General features: G+C 62.4%; 13 protein-coding genes and 1 tRNA gene. 9 read left to right on the top strand and 5 right to left on the bottom strand.

All coding sequences use genetic code 11. The annotated features are described in order from the left end of the window. Positions 1–51: 51 nt before the first annotated feature. Positions 52–804 (bottom strand): competence/damage-inducible protein A, encoded by a 753-nt coding sequence (locus tag ACRTG1_RS13245; RefSeq protein ID WP_206554578.1) that lies wholly within the window; start codon positions 802–804, stop codon positions 52–54. A 201-nt stretch (positions 805–1,005) separates the two neighbouring features. Between ACRTG1_RS13245 and ACRTG1_RS13240 the strand changes: the two genes are divergently transcribed. From ACRTG1_RS13240 to hdhA, 3 genes are all read left to right on the top strand, one after another. Further along, positions 1,006–1,091: transfer RNA gene (locus tag ACRTG1_RS13240), tRNA-Leu, on the top strand. A gap of 456 nt (positions 1,092–1,547) precedes the next feature. Beyond that, complete coding sequence (locus tag ACRTG1_RS13235; RefSeq protein ID WP_432516251.1) at positions 1,548–2,123, top strand: GNAT family N-acetyltransferase; 576 nt, start codon at positions 1,548–1,550, stop codon at positions 2,121–2,123. Between the two features lie 116 nt (positions 2,124–2,239). Continuing rightward, the gene (gene hdhA, locus ACRTG1_RS13230; RefSeq protein ID WP_432516250.1) at positions 2,240–3,007 is read left to right on the top strand and encodes a 7-alpha-hydroxysteroid dehydrogenase; all 768 of its coding nucleotides are present in this window, start codon (positions 2,240–2,242) and stop codon (positions 3,005–3,007) included. A 47-nt stretch (positions 3,008–3,054) separates the two neighbouring features. Here hdhA and recQ read toward each other — a convergent pair whose 3' ends face one another. Further along, positions 3,055–4,857, bottom strand: coding sequence for a DNA helicase RecQ (gene recQ / locus ACRTG1_RS13225; RefSeq protein WP_206543800.1), 1,803 nt, complete (start codon positions 4,855–4,857; stop codon positions 3,055–3,057). 92 nt (positions 4,858–4,949) lie between these two features. After that, a complete protein-coding gene (locus tag ACRTG1_RS13220; protein ID WP_299935185.1) occupies positions 4,950–5,846 on the bottom strand; it encodes a LysR family transcriptional regulator in 897 nt (298 codons plus the stop codon). 119 nt (positions 5,847–5,965) lie between these two features. Here ACRTG1_RS13220 and ACRTG1_RS13215 point away from each other — a divergent pair, with 119 nt between their 5' ends. From ACRTG1_RS13215 to ade, 3 genes are all read left to right on the top strand, one after another. Next, positions 5,966–6,922, top strand: coding sequence for a DMT family transporter (locus ACRTG1_RS13215; protein ID WP_432516249.1), 957 nt, complete (start codon positions 5,966–5,968; stop codon positions 6,920–6,922). Between the two features lie 524 nt (positions 6,923–7,446). Further along, complete coding sequence (locus ACRTG1_RS13210) at positions 7,447–8,070, top strand: TetR/AcrR family transcriptional regulator (RefSeq protein WP_315900324.1); 624 nt, start codon at positions 7,447–7,449, stop codon at positions 8,068–8,070. A gap of 145 nt (positions 8,071–8,215) precedes the next feature. Next, positions 8,216–10,033, top strand: coding sequence for an adenine deaminase (gene ade, locus ACRTG1_RS13205; protein ID WP_432516248.1), 1,818 nt, complete (start codon positions 8,216–8,218; stop codon positions 10,031–10,033). Between the two features lie 99 nt (positions 10,034–10,132). Here ade and ACRTG1_RS13200 read toward each other — a convergent pair whose 3' ends face one another. Both ACRTG1_RS13200 and ACRTG1_RS13195 read right to left on the bottom strand, forming a co-directional pair. Continuing rightward, positions 10,133–11,329, bottom strand: a complete 1,197-nt coding sequence (locus ACRTG1_RS13200) for an alpha/beta hydrolase (protein ID WP_206543797.1) — start codon at positions 11,327–11,329, stop codon at positions 10,133–10,135. A gap of 80 nt (positions 11,330–11,409) precedes the next feature. Then, positions 11,410–12,867 carry a TrkH family potassium uptake protein gene (locus tag ACRTG1_RS13195; RefSeq protein WP_206543796.1) on the bottom strand — a complete coding sequence of 486 codons (1,458 nt, stop codon included), beginning with the start codon at positions 12,865–12,867 and terminating at the stop codon, positions 11,410–11,412. 133 nt (positions 12,868–13,000) lie between these two features. Between ACRTG1_RS13195 and ilvA the strand changes: the two genes are divergently transcribed. The 3 genes from ilvA to ACRTG1_RS13180 all read left to right on the top strand — a co-directional run bounded on the left by ilvA (position 13,001) and on the right by ACRTG1_RS13180 (position 16,484). Continuing rightward, positions 13,001–14,287 carry a threonine ammonia-lyase IlvA gene (gene ilvA / locus ACRTG1_RS13190; protein ID WP_113155509.1) on the top strand — a complete coding sequence of 429 codons (1,287 nt, stop codon included), beginning with the start codon at positions 13,001–13,003 and terminating at the stop codon, positions 14,285–14,287. A 9-nt stretch (positions 14,288–14,296) separates the two neighbouring features. Then, positions 14,297–14,833 carry a DUF1697 domain-containing protein gene (locus tag ACRTG1_RS13185; RefSeq protein ID WP_432516247.1) on the top strand — a complete coding sequence of 179 codons (537 nt, stop codon included), beginning with the start codon at positions 14,297–14,299 and terminating at the stop codon, positions 14,831–14,833. A gap of 280 nt (positions 14,834–15,113) precedes the next feature. Continuing rightward, the gene (locus tag ACRTG1_RS13180; protein ID WP_206543793.1) at positions 15,114–16,484 is read left to right on the top strand and encodes a DEAD/DEAH box helicase; all 1,371 of its coding nucleotides are present in this window, start codon (positions 15,114–15,116) and stop codon (positions 16,482–16,484) included. Positions 16,485–16,573 lie beyond the last annotated feature (89 nt).

Here is a 16,573-nt window from a genome sequence, read left to right as displayed (position 1 = left end):
GTGCGCTTTTTCTTTTCTAGCGCATCTGCGGCCAAACCGTTTTGCGCCAGATCAACCCTTTGCGACCTGCCTGGGCGGGATATCTTCGAGCATGGACCGGATGGCCACAACCGCCTCCTCAAGCGCCGCTTTCGAACGGGATCGAACCACAATTTCGGTCCAGAAGGAACCATCCTGATACTTTGGATAGGAGCCGATGATGGTTTCGGGATGGGCTGCCTGAATTTCGCCGAGCGGGCCGCCGATTGCGCCTTCGGGAAGGCTGGAGGGGATGGTTTCGGAGATGAGTTTCGCGCCGGTTTTGAGCGTGGGGATCACATTGTCGAGCATCGCCTGGAAAATCGCCGGCACGCCGGCCATCACATAGACGTTTTCGACGCGGAAGCCGGGGGCGATGGAAATGGGGTTGTCGATATGCTCGGCTCCCTCGGGCATGCGGGCCATGCGCTTGCGGGCGTCCGAGAATTCGATGTCGCGGCTGGCATAGTGCTTTTCGAGCAGGGAATAGGCCCTGTCGTCATAGTTGCAGGGGCGAGCGAAGGCGCGGGCGATGGAATCGGCGGTGATGTCGTCATGCGTGGGGCCGATGCCGCCAGTGGTGAACACATAGGTGTTGCGCGCGCGCAGCGCATTCACCGCCTCGACGATTGCCGCCTCGTCGTCGGAGACGATGCGCACTTCCTTCAGATCGATGCCCACGGCCGTGAGCATGTCGGCCAGATGGCCGATATTCCTGTCCTTGGTGCGGCCGGAAAGAATTTCGTCGCCGATGACAACCATTGCGGCCGTTACGAGTTCGCTCATCTCAGTGTGATCCCTGTTGATGTGGGGAGAGATAGACCCGCGCCCCTGGGAGGGCAATGGTTGAACGTGGCGGGCGGCGGGTTGGCGGCGGATGGAGCGGGGCGGTGGCCTGTTTCGCAGGCGTTGAACATGCGTATTTTCTGAAGAACATGCGTATCCTGCTTGATTGCCGGGATTTCTACCGCTAGTCGTTGTTGCGATGCGGACGTGGCGAAACTGGTAGACGCAGCAGACTTAAAATTTGCCGCCCCTGGGGCTTGCGGGTTCGATTCCCGCCGTCCGCACCATAATTTCCTCCCAAGATTTAATTTAACTATTTGATTTTTAGGGGGTATTTTTGGCGGTGATTTTTTGCCATTGCTGTGTTTGCGGTTTTAGAGATACAAACTGAGATACAAAATGAGTGACTTTCACGTATTTCAGGTATCGGCATGGCAGGGCGCTCGCGGGGCAGGGCAGCGCGCCGTCCGCACCAGAGTTTCTGAACAACACCAAGCAGCAGCTTTTCCGTTTGGGAAGCTTTGCGATTCTCTACCGACGAGAATGCGGTTGCCGTCTTCACTGGCGGGGATGCATTCGCGCCCGATGCCTGTCATGGCCAAGAAGGATTGCCACATCGGTTTCTGGCGCGAGAGGGTACACCGCCATCTGTATGCCCGTGAGCGCCCTTACAGACAGGTTTCCAAGGCAGTGCTATATTGGCTCTCAACCCTTGTGCGTGGTTTTTGAGGGGGAGGCGTTTCATGGAGCTTGAGCGTTTTACCCGTATTGCCGAGGCGGGAGATGCCCTGCCGCTCGCTCGGCTGGTAAACCTTGCAGGCGAGGGGCTTCCGCTTCACATCTGGTCAACGATGGCAGCGCCGGATCAGGATCCCTGGGAGGTGGGGCGCGAGCGGCAGGCCGAAAAGGCGCGAGATGGCCAGATTTATGTCGTGGATTTTGGAGAGGGCGCGGTCGCAAGCCTGACGGGATATGCGATTGGTCCGACGCCCGAGCCAATCGGCGCGGAATTGCCGGCGCTCTTTCACCCGCTTCAGGAACTCGAAAACCTCGCCCTGAACAGCTGGTACGTCAATGTGCTGGCCTGCTTTCCCGAAACGCAGGGGCGGGGAATTGGAACCCATTTGCTCACCCTTGCAGAGAAGATTGCGGCGGATCGCGGCATCTCCCGCATGAGCGTGATCGTCTCCGATGACAATCACGGAGCCCGGAGGCTCTATGAGCGCGTGGGATACGCCGAAAAGGCGCGGCGGCGCTGTGTCAGCGATGGCTGGCAGACCGAAATTCAGAACTGGGTGCTTTTGACGAAAGAGCTTTGACGAGCCGGGGGCGATGGAAACTCCGATCCGACAGACTCCGTGATGAGATTGTACTGGGCAATGCCACGCTTAAGGCCAGGTTCTCTGGCGTGGCTTGTTCAAAAGGAGGGCTTTGAATGTATGATCCGCAGAATTTCAGGCTGGATGGTCAGGTCGCGCTGATAACGGGGGCTGGCGCGGGGATCGGGCGGGCAATTGCCGAGGCCTTTGCCGGCGCCGGCGCTTCGGTGATGGTGACCGATCTCGATGCGGAGCGCGCCGGGCAGGTTGCGGATGACATCGGAAAGACGGGCGCAAGGGCGGCGAGTGTCGCCTGTGACGTGACCAGCGAAGATGATCTTGCCCGCGCGGTGCGCGAGACGGTGAGCCAGCTTGGAAAGCTGACGCTTCTGGTTTCGAACGCCGGCGGTGGCGGACCCAAGCCGTTCGACATGCCCATGTCGGATTTCCGCCGGGCCTTCGATCTCAACGTTTTCTCGCTGTTTCGACTGGCGCAGCTTGCCGCGCCTGAAATGGAGAAGGCCGGCGGTGGTTCCATTCTCGCCATCACCTCCATGGCCGGCGAGAACAAGAACAGGCGCATGGCGTCCTATGGTGCGTCCAAGGCGGCCACCAACCACCTGATCCGGAACATCGCCTTCGACCTCGGGCCAAGGGGCATTCGCGTGAATGGCATCGCGCCCGGCGCAACCCGCACGGAAGCGCTGGAGTCTGTCCTGAACGACGAGATCGAAAAGAAGATGCTGGCGCATACGCCGATCAACCGACTGGGCGAGCCGGCCGACATGGCGAATGCCGCGCTGTTTTTGAGCTCGCCCGCGGCAAGCTGGGTCAGCGGGCAGATTTTGACCGTTTCCGGTGGCGGCGTTCAGGAACTGGACTGAGCGGGCCTGTTTCCCGCAACGGTTTCGTCCCGGATTATCCCACGCCTTCAGTCGTGATTTGCGATGACATCCAGGAAGGCTTCGCCGTAGCGGTCGAGCTTGGCTTCGCCGATGCCGGAAATGCCGGCCATGGCCTGACGTGAGCCGGGGCGGGCGGAGGCCATCTCGATCAGCGTGCGGTCGTGGAAGATGACATAGGGCGGCACGTTCTGCTCGCGGGCGATCTCGATGCGTTTTTCGCGCAGCGCCTTGAACAGGGCTGCGGCTTCGGGATCAAGCGCACTGGCGGCCTCGCTGCCGGAAGAGCGCCGGCTCTTGCCCTTTGCCGCCGGACGCGGAACGCGCAGCATGAGCGTGGGCTTTTCACGCAGGAACTGCGCGCCGCGCTCGGAGATGGACAGGCCGCCATGGCCGCTGAAATCCACATCCACGAGGCCGTGCGCCACCATCTGGCGCAGGACCGAGCGCCAGACGCGCTGATCGTATTCCTTGCCGATGCCATAGGTGGAAATCTGGTCGTGGCCAAAGCGGGCGATGCGCTCGTCTTCGGCCCCCAGAAGCACGGAGACGATGTAGGCCTGACCAAAACGCTCGCCCGTGCGGTAGATGCAGGAAAGCGCCTTCTGCACCGCGATGGAGCCATCGAAACGTTCGGGCGGATTGGCGCAGGTGTCGCAATTGCCGCAGGGCTCGCAATGGTCGCCGAAATAGTTGAGCAGAACCTGACGGCGGCACTGGGCGGTTTCGGCAAGGCCGAGAAGCGCGTCGAGCTTCTGCATCTCCATGCGTTTGCGCTGGTCGGATGCGTCCGATTCCTCGATGAAACGGCGGCGCAGCGCAATGTCATCGAAGCCGTAGAGCATCATGGCTTCCGACGGCAGGCCGTCGCGGCCGGCGCGGCCGGTCTCTTGATAATAGGCCTCGATGCTGCCGGGCAGATCCAGATGCGCGACAAAGCGCACATCCGGCTTGTCGATGCCCATGCCGAAGGCGATGGTGGCGACCATGACCACCGCTTCCTCGCGCTGGAAGCGGGTCTGGTTTGCCTCGCGCGCCTCGCGGTCCATGCCGGCATGATAGGCAAGCGCGTTGTAGCCTTCCGACCGGAGCCATTCGGCGGTCTCGTCGGTCTTGCGCTTGGAGAGGCAATAGACGATGCCGCTCTCATCCTTGTGCTTTTCCAGAAAGCGCGCGAGCTGGCGGCGCGGGCTGTCCTTTTCTTCGATGGCGTAGCGGATGTTCGGGCGGTCGAAGCCGGCAACGAAGCTGTCGCGCTCATCAATGCCCAGATGCGCGATGATCTCGGCGCGGGTGGGGGCGTCGGCGGTGGCGGTCAGCGCCATGCGCGGCGTGTTGGGAAACTCTTCGACCAGCGCGTCGAGCTGGCGGTAATGGGGGCGGAAATCATGGCCCCACTGCGAGAGACAGTGTGCCTCGTCAATGGCGATGAGCGAGAGGTTTACCTGCTTCAGCCGGTCGAGGACGGCGGGGCGCAGCAGGGTTTCCGGCGACACATAGAGCATGTCGAGCGAGCCGTCGCCCATGGCGCGCCAGATGGCCTGACGGGCTTCGAGCGGCAGGTTGGAGTTGAGCGCGGCTGCGCGGACACCAGCCTGTTTCAGCGCCGCCACCTGATCGGCCATGAGGGCGATGAGCGGCGAAATGATGAGGCCGAGGCCTGGCCGGCAGAGCGCGGGGATCTGGTAGCACAGCGACTTGCCACCGCCGGTGGGCATGAGCACGAAAGCATTGTTGCCGGCAATGACGTGTTCGACGATCTCGGCCTGGCGGCCGCGAAAGGCCTCGTATCCATAGACGGTCTTGAGGATATGCGTGGGATCGGCGGTCACGGCAGGCCTGTCAGGGGAATCGGAAGGTTGTTTCCTCTTAACAGGTTTGCGGGCCGGGTGCAGAGGATGGCGGGCTTGTGGCCCGGTGCGCGTCAATGCGCCTGTGGACTGAGCGTTTCGACGAGGAAATCGAGAAAGGCGCGCACCTTGGCCTGCACATGGCGGGCGGAGGGGTAGATCGCGTAAAGCGTGGTGTCCATGGGCGTCCAGTCCGGGATGAGGGGGACAAGCGCGCCGGCGGCAAGATGCTCGCGTACATAGAGACGCGGGGTCATGCTGACGCCAAAGCCTGCAAGCAGCGCGTCGCGTACGGCGAGGCTGGACGTGACCTTGTAGCGCCCGTTGACCGGCACGGTGACACTGCGGCCCGCCCTGTGAAAGGTCCATTCGTCGGCATGGCCGGACAGGCTGAACTGCACGCATTCGTGGCGGCGCAGGTCTTCGGGCGTTTCAAGCGGCCCGGCACGCTCGAGATAGGCCGGCGCGCAGCACAGGACGTGATCGAGAACCAGCAGCTTTCTGGCAATCAGGCTGGAGTTTTCCAGCCGGTCGCTGCCGCGAATGGCGAGGTCGAACCCGTCTTCGACGATGTTGACGCGGCGGTCATCCAGCCTGAGGTCGAGCGTGATTTCCGGGTAGCGTTCCAGAAACTGCGGGATTGCCGGGGAAAGGGCGATGAGGCTGGTGGCCATGGGAGCGCTGACGCGCAACAGGCCGCGCGGCTCCTGCTGAAGCGGCCCGAGCGTGGCGTCGGCGTCTTCCAGATCATCGAGAATGCCGGCGATGCGCCTGTGGTAGAGCGCGCCCGCTTCTGTCAGGCTCATGCGGCGCGTGGTGCGGTTGATGAGACGGACGGCGAGATGCGCTTCGAGCTCGCGGATGTTCTTGCTGACGGCGGCGGGCGAAAGCCGAAGCCGCCGGGCTGCCCCGGCGAAACTGCCCAGCTCTACGACCGTGCGGAACACGTTCAGGGCGGTGAAACGGTCCATTATTCAACACTCTGAGTGAATGGTTATTGAGCGAAGTCGCACATTATCAATCGATCCGCAATGAACTAGCTTTGGTTTCATGTTCAGGGCTTGCAGGAAATGTGGAAGGCGGATCACCGATGGCTGACAGGGCTGACAGGGCTGACAGGGAAAAGAGCGCGGTGCAGGCCCATCTGGGCATGCTTTTATGGGCGCTGATCGTGGGGGCTTCCTTTCCGGCGGTGGGGCTTTTGTCCGATGGTCTGCCGCCGCTGCTTCTGACGGCGCTGCGCTTTGCCATTGCGGCGCTGGCCATGGCCCCGATGGTGCGGGCGCGCGAGGACTGGCGGCCGGAACTTTCAGCCCTTCTGCTCTATGCGGTGATGGGGCTTTGTCTGGCGGGGTTCTTCGGCATCATGTTCTGGGCTGCGCACCGGGTGACGGCGCTTTCCATGTCGGCGCTGTTCGTGACCATGCCGCTCATCGCCTACGGGCTGGGGCGCGTGCTTGGCGTGGAGCCGAGGGCAGGCGGGCTTCTGGCCATTCTCGCACTTGGCGCGTTCGGGGCGCTGGCGCTTGCCATGGCGCAGACGGGTGGCGATCTCGCGCAGTTGCAGTTCGGCTGGAACGAGGCGCTGTTCTTCGTCGGCTGCATCGCATCTGCGCTTTATCCCGTGCTTTCCAAATGGGGGATGGCGCGCAACATGCTGTCGAGCGATGCTGCGGCGCGCACCTTCTGGAGCCTTGCCGGCGGCGGCGTTCTGATTGCGGCGGCGGGGCTCGTTCTGGAGCCGATTGACGGGCTTACGCGGATGCAGATCGGCGATTTCCTGCTGGTTGCCTATCTGGGCGTGTTTTCGAGCGGCGTGACCTTCTGGCTCATGCAGCGTGGCACGGGTGTTCTGACGCCGGGCGCGGTGACCGCCTACAGCTATCTGGTGCCATTCGTTTCCATGCTGGTTCTGTTCGTGACCCGACCCGGCCTGATCGGCTGGCACTGGCTGCCGGGCAGCGTGATGGTGATTGCCGCCATTGTGATCCTGTTGCGGCGGGGCGCCGGCGCTGCGGGGCGAGTCGCCGCCGGGCAGGCGGGGTGATGGCGTGCGGTGGTCTCGCCTTGCCATCAACGCGAAATGCGCGGGGACCGGATGGAACCCGGATGGATCATTGACAATCCGGCGGAGCAGAGGTCAAAATCCATTTATGGTGTTGTTTTTATTTGAATAATTATTTGAAATCGCATTCGTGGACGTAGATGGAAAGGCTTCGGTCGGGGCATGTGCGCTTCATGAAAAACCGGAGTCCGATCTGTGCACGACATCATTTTGGTTGCGCTTATTATGGTAATCTCAGTTGTAGCAACGATTACGGGAAATGATTACGTCCTCGGGATGAACGCGTCTCAGCTCGTGCTGTTTTTCTCTTCAATGCTGCTGGCAAAGGCAATTGTGAGCCTTGTTCGAAAGCGCAGATGACGGCATGCGCTGCAGCGCTGCGATTGCATGCAATGCGCCTGTTTTCTGCGTCATGATCCGGCCCCGTGCGCCGGCGAGATGCAAGGCGCGGGCTGTCGAAACAGACTCATGCCTTGAGATATCGAGCGGACGTAATTATTTACGGCTTGGTACAAAAGGTATTCGAGATGGCGGGACGCGGCAGGCCCAGAGCATTTGACAGGAACGAAGCACTGCATCAGGCGATGCGGGTGTTCTGGTCGTGCGGCTATGAGGGCGCTTCGATGAACGAGCTGTCGCAGGCCATGGGCATCAACAAGCCCAGCCTTTATGCGGCGTTCGGTTGCAAGGAGACGCTGTTTCGCGAAGCGATCGAGCTGTATGGGCGCGAACAGAGCGCACCGGTGAGCGAGGCGCTGGAGAAAGGCGATACGGCGCGCGGATCGATCGAACGGGCGCTGCGTGTGAATGCCCGCTGCTACACCGCCCCTGACAATCCCCGCGGCTGCATGGTGGTGACGGCGGCGCTGGCCGGCGCACCGGAAAACAGCCCCGTGTGCCGCTTTCTGACCGAAAACCGCCGTGAAAACGAGGCCTGTTTTCGCCGCCGTGTGGAACGCGGGATCAGCGATGGCGACGTGCCCGAGAGCGCTGACCCGGCGCGGGTTGCGGCTTTCTATGTGACGGTCCTGCACGGGCTTTCGATCCAGGCGCGCGACGGGGCCTCATGCGCGGCGCTGGAGCGGGTGGTGGACAGCGCCATTGCCGCCTGGGACGCCATTGCGCGTTAGGGGCTCGGCGAGTGCGAGACCGTCCCCATGGGCATATGACGGTCCCGGTGACGCAATTCCCATTCTTTCCGCTGACTGTTTGACGTGAGGGCTGGCGCGCGCGGCGCGGGTTTGCGAAAGTGCGCTCTCCATCAGGAGGATATCCATGCCCGACACCAAGCCCGTGCCTTCCACCGATCTCAAACCCTGGCAGGCGGTCGCGCCGCAGCTTGTGGATGTGGCCATGGGGCGCCAGAACGCGGATCTTGTGGTGCGCAATGGCCGCTGGGTGAATGTGCATTCGGGCGAGGTGATCCCCGCGACCGACATTGCCATTGTTGCAGGCCGCTTTGCCTATTGCGGGCCGGACGCGAGCCACGCCATCGGCGAGAAGACCAAGGTGGTCGACGCAATGGGGCGCTATCTGGTGCCGGGCCTGTGCGACGCGCACATGCATGTGGAAAGCGGCATGGTGACGGTGACGGAATTCTGCCGCGCCGTGATCCCGCATGGCACCACCTCCATGTTCATCGATCCCCATGAGATCGCCAATGTGCTGGGTCTTGATGGCGTGCGGCTGATGCATGACGAGGCGATGGCGCAGGCGATCAACGTGTTCGTGCAGATGCCGTCCTGCGTGCCTTCCGCGCCGGGTCTGGAGAATGCCGGGGCCGAACTCACCGCCGAGGACGTGGCCGAGGCGATGGGCTGGCCGAACATTATCGGGCTCGGCGAGGTGATGAATTTTCCGGGCGTTGCGGCCAATGACGCCACCATGACGGGCGCAATTGCGGCCACCGTGGCGGCGGGCAAGACCGTGGGCGGGCATTATGCCTCGCCCGATCTGGGACTGCCGTTCCATGGCTATGTGGCCGGCGGGCCGGAAGACGACCATGAGGGCACGCGCGCCGAGGACGCGATTGCGCGGGTGCGTCAGGGCATGAAGGCCATGCTGCGGCTGGGCTCTGCCTGGTATGACGTGGCAAGCCAGATCAAGGCGGTGACGGAGCAGGGGCTCGATCCGCGCAATTTCATTCTGTGCACCGATGACAGCCATTCGGGAACGCTGGTGAATGACGGCCATATGGACCGCGTGGTGCGCCACGCCATCGCGCAGGGTCTGAAGCCGGTGACGGCGATCCAGATGGCGACGATCAACACGGCAGAGCATTTCCGGCTGGAGCGGGAGCTGGGTTCCATCGCGCCCGGACGGCGGGCGGATTTCCTGATCGTTTCGGATCTGGCGGAACTCGTGATCGATGACGTCTTCGCGCGGGGCGTGAGGCTGGCGCGGGGAGGGCGGCTGGAAGCGGACATTCCGGCCTATGATTATCCGGCAAAGGCCAAGAACACGGTGCGGCTTGGCAAAAGCCTTGCGGCGCAGGATTTCGACATTGCTGCGCCCGAGGGCGCAAACCATGTGCGGGCGCGGGTGATCGGCGTGATCGAGAACCAGGCGCCGACGCGGGCGCTGGAGGCAGAGCTTGGCGTCGAGGATGGCATCGTCGCCATGGACCGGCGCAATGATGTCTGTCAGATCGCGCTGGTGGAGCGGCATCGCGGCACGGGCAATGTGACGAACGGTTTCGTTTCGGGCTTCGGCTACATGCAGGACTGCGCCATGGCCTCGACGGTGGCGCATGATTCACACCACATGATCGTGGTCGGCACCAACAAGGATGACATGGCCAAAGCGGCCAACCGTCTTGGCGAAGTGGGCGGCGGCGTCGTGCTGTTCTCGAAGGGGCGCGAGCTGGCGCTGGTGGAGATGCCGATTGCCGGGCTGATGTCGGATGAGCGGGCGGAAGTGGTGGCGCAGAAGGCGGCGAAGCTGACCGACGCCATGCGCGACATGGGCTGCACGTTGAACAACGCCTATATGCAGCACTCGCTTCTGGCGCTGGTGGTGATCCCGGAACTCAGGATCTCCGATACCGGCATCATCGACGTGACGAGCTTCCAGAAGGTCGATCTGTTCCTTTGAAAGGGCGCGTCATTTCGCGATGAATGCCCTTCAAATGCTTCTCGTCTTGAGTCTGGAAGCGCGTCTAATCTCTTGATTTTACGCGCTTCTCATTTTGTCTTATCGCCGGACCGGACTTGTGGCCAGATCGATGACCGTGAGCGGTGTAGTGATGACGATATCGGCGGCAGTGCCGACCGTCTGGCCGAGACCGCGCACCAGCGTTTCCAGTTTGCCGGCAACGGCGTCGTGATCTCTGGCGTTCAGATTGCCTTCGCTGGAAAGGCGTTCGCCCAGAAGGCGGACAAGGATCGGGTTTTCGGCAAATTTGGTGTGGTTGAGCCAGTCGCCTGAAGACACTTTGGTCACATCGACCACGACCACGCCGAGATTGGTCAGCTCCTTGGCGTCGCTGTAGTCGCCTAGCCGGGGCTGATTGCCGGCGATGAAACCGGACAGTGTAAGAGCGCGGTCGTTCTGCGATGTCAGGATGAGGAAGGTCTTTTTCGGCACGCCATAGCGACGCATCTGAGACTTGAAGACATCGATGTCGAGATCGGGAGAGGCGAGAACCACGTCGGCGAGACGTCCGCCCAGATCCCGGTCACCGGAAATGGCGAGCTGGCGCAGGGCTTCCATCGTGACCCAGCTACCCATGGAATGGGCAACGATATCGATGCGTTTTGCGCCGGCGCGAACCACCAGGCGGAGCGTTTCTTCCAGCGCATCGCGGGCGGTGGTGGCGCTGTTCTGATCGTAGACATAATCGAGCATGCGGCCTGCGGATGGCCAGGAAAACATGATCGGCGTGCCGCTGTAATCGGCATCGTTGAAGATCTGGGCTGCGCGATAGACCGCGTCGTCGAAGCCGGTGTTGTAGCCGTGGATGAAGACGAGCGCGCGACCGTCATGGGTGGCGATGCTTTTCTTCAGGGCCGCCTCGAAATCGCTGGCATCCGGATAGAGGACCGCCTTTTGCGCCGTGAAATAACGCGCCGGATCGGCCACATCGGGATTGGGCGAAAGCTCCAGCTTGCCGGTTTCGTGCACCTTGGGGATGGACACGTCGACATGGGCGAAGGCTGCTTTTGGCGCGCCCTGGTGCGCAAGGCGGCGACCGGAGAAGAGTTCACCCGGTTCCTCGGCGGCAGCGCGGTTGGTGGCGATGAAAATCTCGTGCGTGGCTTCGATCTGATCGGTGCGCGCTGGCGCCATGGTCTGCGCGATCAGTCGGGAGGGCTTCTGGTTGGCGCAGCCCATGACCACCATCAGGATGAACAAAAACGCGAACGGGCGCTGAAGCTTGCGAAACGGCATTGGATACGGTCTTTGCTTGCCCTGAGGATCGGAAAGTTCGACGTCGCTATCCTTAGCGGGAAAGCGACGTCTTGTGGAGGTCACTTCTCCCAGAAAACCGGTGCGAAAATGACCAGCACGGCGAGAATTTCGAGCCGTCCCATGAGCATTGCGAAAGCGACGACCCATTTGGCCAGATCCGGCAGGGGCGCAAAGCTTCCGGCGGGCCCGACCACCTGGCCGAGACCGGGGCCGACATTGGTGAGGCCGGTGAGGGCGGCGGAGATGGCGGTGACGAAATCGAGCCCGGTGGCCGCGAGAATGAGAATGATGACGGCCCAGATGACGAAGAAGGCCGAAATATAGAGAACAACCGCGCGCTGCAGGTCATCATCCACTGTGCGGTCGCCATAGCGCACGGTGACGACGGTGTTTGGATAGACGAAGCGGCGCAGACCATTGGCCATCAGCTTGAACAGGATCAGGAAGCGATAGGCCTTGATGCCGCCTGTCGTGGAGCCGGAACAGCCGCCGAGAAACATGGCGACGAAGGCGGCCGCGACTGCGAACGCGCCCCACTGTGAATAATCCGAGCTGGCATAGCCGGTGGTCGTGATGATCGACACGAAGTTGAACGCCGAATGGGTGAGTGCGGCGAAGAAAGTGTGGTCGTGGACGATGCGCAGATAGATGGCCACCGCCAGCACGAACACGACCACATATCCGGCAAAGACACGGATCTGCGGATCACGAAGTGCATCGAGCCTGCCGCGCAGGGCAAACAGAATGAGGATGGAGAAGGGCAGCGCCGCCACGAACATGAAGAACGTGCTGATCCACAGGATGGCTGGGTTGTCGGCATAGAAGCCCATGGAGGAGTCATGGGTGGAGAAGCCGGCAGTGGCGATGGTGGTGAGCGCGTGATTGACGGCGTCGAAGGCGCGCATGCCGGCTGCCGCATAGGCGATGGTGCAGGCGAGCGTCAAAAGCGCATAGATGCTGACAAGGCCGAGCCCGAAAGTGGAGAACCGGTCGAAGGGGCGGTCTGCGATGTCCGAGGATTCGATGCGGAAATAGGAAACGCCACCGACATTCAGGAACGGCAGGACGAACAGGCCGAGCGCGATCACGCCGAGGCCGCCGATCCACTGCAGGATAGAGCGCCACAGGAGAAGGCCCGGCGGCATGCCATCCAGGCCGACAATGACGGTTGCGCCGGTTGCGGTGACGCCCGAGACGGATTCGAAGAAGGCGTCGGTAACGCTGAATTCCACCGAGGAGGCGAGCAGGGGCACGGCGCCCACGATGCAGGCGGTCATCCACAGAAGGTTGACGACCAGAAAGCCGAAACGGGAGGAAATGACGGGCGGGCGGCCCTGGGTGGCGAGCGAAACGCCGATGGCGAGCCCGCCGGTGAACAGCGCGGAGAAGGCGAAGACACGCCAGTCGTCATTGCCGTAATAAAGATCGACCGCCGCCGGTATGAGCATGGCAGCCGCGAGATAGATGGCAAAAACCGCCGCAATGTGGAGCGCGGCGCGGACGGCGAGATACTGCAAGTGGTGAACCTCAGGCTGCTCGGTATAAGCGTCTGTATCCGGGAAACGGTCCCCTCCCTGGCGCGAGAGTGGCGTCACGCGCCCTGATATGCAATAGCCCGTAGGACACACGGACTGGATAGGCAAGAGACGCATGAGTGCAGGAACGAACGAGACCGACTTCGTTGAGGCTGTCGCGGAGGCTGAAGAGGCCCTGCGGTCACTGTTTGCTGCAACGCCGCTTCAGGAGAACGACTATCTGTCGAAGAAGACCGGGGCGCGGGTTTTCTTGAAGCGCGAGGATCTGACGCCGGTCCGTTCCTACAAAATCCGCGGTGCTTTCAACTTCTTCCGCAAGGCGATGGCCGAGGGCGGGCCGGAGCGCACCTTCGTTTGCGCATCGGCAGGCAATCACGCGCAGGGCTTTGCCTATGTCTGCCGGCATTTTGGCTGCAAGGGCGTGGTCTTCATGCCGGTGACGACGCCGCAGCAGAAGATCGACAAGACCCGCATCTTCGGCGGCGAGTTCGTGGAAATCCGCCTGATCGGCGATTTCTTTGACGACTGCCTTCGCGCGGCGCTGGATTTTGCCGAGGAGAGCGGCGGCGCGATGGTGCCGCCTTTCGATCATCCCGACATCATCGAGGGGCAGGCGACGGTTGGCCGCGAGATCGCCGAGCAGATCAAGGCGTTTGACGGCGTGCGGATGGATGACAGCCTCGTCATTCTGCCCGTGGGCGGTGGCGGACTTGCCTCCGGTGTGACGCGTTATCTGAGGACTGCGGGACAGGCGGGCGCTTTCGCCTTTGCGGAGCCCGAAGGGGCGGCCAGCCTGCAGCAGGCGCTGGTTCAGGACCGGCCGGTGCGGCTCGACCGGGTAGACAATTTCGTCGATGGCGCGGCGGTGGCCGAGATCGGCGCAACCCCGTTCTCGCATCTGAAGACATTCGATGCGGAGGCCGTGCATCTGGTGCCGGAGAACCGGCTCTGCGCGACCATGATCGAGATGCTGAACATCGAGGGTGTGGTGCTGGAGCCGGCGGGCGCGCTGGCGATTGACACGCTGAAGGACTTCTCGCCGGAGGTTCTCAAAGGGCGCACGGTGATCGCCGTCGTGTCGGGCGGAAATTTTGATTTCGAGCGCCTGCCGGATGTGAAGGAGCGGGCGCTGCGTTACGAGGAACTGAAGAAGTATTTCATCTTCCGCTTTCCGCAGCGGCCGGGCGCGCTGCGTGACTTCCTCGACCTTCTGGGGCCGGAGGATGACATCACGCGCTTTGAGTATCTGAAGAAGTCGGCGCGCAATTTCGGCTCCGTCCTGATCGGGATCGAGACCAAGAACCGGGATAATTTCGATGTTCTGACCGAACGTTTCGACGCGGCAGGCTGGGCCTATCAGGACATCACCAACAATGACACGATTGCCGGGCTGATCATCTGAGGACGCAACATGGCCGCGACCCGATACATCGTTCTCTTTCGCGGCGTTGGCGGCGCGACGCAGCTTCCCGTGAAGGAGCTGCGCGCGGTGCTGGGCGAGGGCGGCTTTCAGGATGTGGCGACCTACATCAACAGCGGCAATGCGGTTTTGACCGCCCCGTCCGGGGAAGAGGCGGTGCGGGCGCAGGTGGCCGATCTGGTGCGTGCGAAGATGGGATTCGACAAGGCGATCATGGTGCGCAGTCTAAACGACTGGGATGCGATGATTGCCGCAAATCCGTTTCCGCAGGCTGCTGACGAGCCGACCAGGGTGCATGTCTATGCATTGGAGCGGGAGCCGGCGGCAGCGGATGTGGCAGCGCTTCAGGCGAAGATCACCGGCACGGAAGAGGTTCGCGTCAGCGGGCGCACGCTCTATCTCCACACGCCCGACGGCATGGGGCAGTCGCGCTTCGTGCCGAAAATGGAGCCGACGCTGAAACTGTCGATGACGGGGCGCAACTGGCGGAGTATGCTGGCGCTGGCGAAACTTGCCAGAGACGAGTGAGATACTGCGGTGCACAAAATAGCGTTTGCACTTTTGCCGCCAATGCCCCATATGACGCGCAGACGCATGGGCTGGTTATGCCGGCTTTCTTCAAAGACTGGTTGCGTCTGAAGCCTTTACCCAAGGGTGAGGCTCAAGCCGGCAAAGCCGGCGCGACAGCGCAGCCGTGTGGGTGAGACACCCCTCGTCACGTCGTTCATTCAAACATTTATTCGGCAGGTTGCGCCCTGCCACGTATCATTGCGGCGTCATCGGACGCCGGCATAGGAAAGATTGCATAGTGACCAATGACAACAATGCGAAACAGATCGGTTTCGCTGATCTTGGAATTTCCGGCAACCTGTTGAAGGCGGCCGAAGGGGTGGGGTTCGTAACGCCCAAGCCAATTCAGGAAAAGGCCATTCCGGCCATGCTCGAGAAACGCGACGTTCTGGGCATTGCCCAGACGGGCTCGGGCAAGACGGCAGCCTTTTCGCTGCCGATCCTCTCGCAGATCATCGCGCTTGGCACCAAGCGCAAGCCGAAGACGGCGCGGGCGCTGATCCTGTGCCCGACGCGCGAACTGGCCGTTCAGATCGATGATGTGGTGCGTGAACTCTCCCGCCACGCCCATCTCTCCACGGCGCTGGTGCTGGGCGGTGTTTCGCGCAACAGCCAGGTTCGTCGTCTCGCACAGGGTGTCGACGTTCTGGTGGCGACGCCGGGCCGTCTGACCGACATCGTGCGTTCGGGCGAGCTTTCGCTGTCGGAAACGCGCTGGCTGGTTCTGGACGAAGCCGACCGCATGCTGGATATGGGCTTCATCAACGATGTGCGCCGCATTGCGCGCGCCACGCATTCCGAACGGCAGACGGCGCTTTTCTCCGCCACCATGCCCAAGGAAGTGGAAAAGCTCTCCGAAAGCCTGCTCAACAATCCGCTGCGGGTGGAGATTGCCAAGGAATCCACCACGGCAGGCGAGATCACCCAGCGGCTGGTGATGGCGCGCACCAAGCAGAAGCGCAAAATCCTCTCCGACATGCTGGCCGACGAAGCCATGCGCTCGGTTATCATCTTCGCCCGTACCAAGCATGGCGCGGACCGCGTGACCCGCGATCTCGGCCGTGACGGCTTCGAGGCGGCGGTGATCCACGGCAACAAGTCGCAGAATGCGCGCCAGCGTGCGCTGAACGGTTTCCGTGACGGATCGGTGCGCATTCTCGTGGCGACCGACATTGCCGCGCGCGGCATCGACGTTCCGGGCATCAGCCATGTGGTGAATTTCGACCTTCCCGACCAGCCGGAAAGCTATGTGCACCGCATTGGCCGCACCGGCCGCAACGGCGCGTCCGGCGAGGCGGTTACGCTGTGTGATCCGGCCGAGGCTGACAAGCTGAAGGCCGTGGAGAAGATCATCCGCATGCGCCTTCCGCTGGTGGCGGACCACACGTCGGAGCCTGACCCGGCACCGCGCCCCGCGCCTGCCAACAATGGCGGTGAGCGCCGCAATGCGCAGAAGCCTGCCAAGGCCGGCGACAACCGTAAGCCAAAGCCGCGTCACGGTGCGAAGCCGCAGGCGCAGCAGGGCGAGCAGCGTCAGTCCGAAGGCGACAAGCCGGTCCGTCGCCGTCGCCGCACCCGCGGCAAACGCCCCGGCGCGCACGCGGCATAAGCCCGGCATTCGGGCTTCTTCAAAAGGGCTGATCGGCCGATAGGCCGGTCTGGCCCAATTGTCCCTCCGGCATCGTTCGGCTAGGCCAG

Source organism: Nitratireductor sp. PBL-C9 (assembly GCF_050877045.1).
Taxonomy (GTDB): Bacteria; Pseudomonadota; Alphaproteobacteria; order Rhizobiales; family Rhizobiaceae; genus Nitratireductor; species Nitratireductor aquimarinus.
This window is presented reverse-complemented; position numbering and strand designations above follow the sequence as displayed.